This window comes from Streptococcus suis (assembly GCF_002964575.1).
In the GTDB taxonomy this organism is placed as follows: domain Bacteria; phylum Bacillota; class Bacilli; order Lactobacillales; family Streptococcaceae; genus Streptococcus; species Streptococcus suis_R.
The window spans coordinates 1-329 of the sequence record NZ_POQQ01000092.1; the positions used below are offsets into that span (position 1 = coordinate 1).

Below are 329 nucleotides of genomic sequence, written 5' to 3' on the forward strand. Positions count from 1 at the left end.
GGAAACATTTCTGCCCTTTATGACAAGCTAGTTCAAGAAGGGGTGAATACTGCCTTGTCCAAGGAAGAATGCCTCACTAGCGAGGGACTCAAACAACTCCTACATGAGACAGAACAAGTATTGGATGAGGTGGAAGAAGCTATCTCACAAGAGCCTAAAGTCATTAAAGGTGGATCAGCCAACAGACAGAAACGAAGAAGAATTAAGAAACTCAAGAGAAAGTTGAAAGAGGATTTTCTTGTTCGGAAACAGAAGTACGAACGAGATAAACAGATTCTACAAGAGCGAAATTCCTATTCTAAAACGGATCACGATGCAACATTCATGCG

At 41.3% G+C, this 329-nt stretch carries 1 pseudogene; it reads left to right on the forward strand.

What is annotated here, in order from left to right:
• Nucleotides 1-329: pseudogene (locus C1E58_RS11845) on the forward strand (IS5/IS1182 family transposase); the annotation flags it as partial.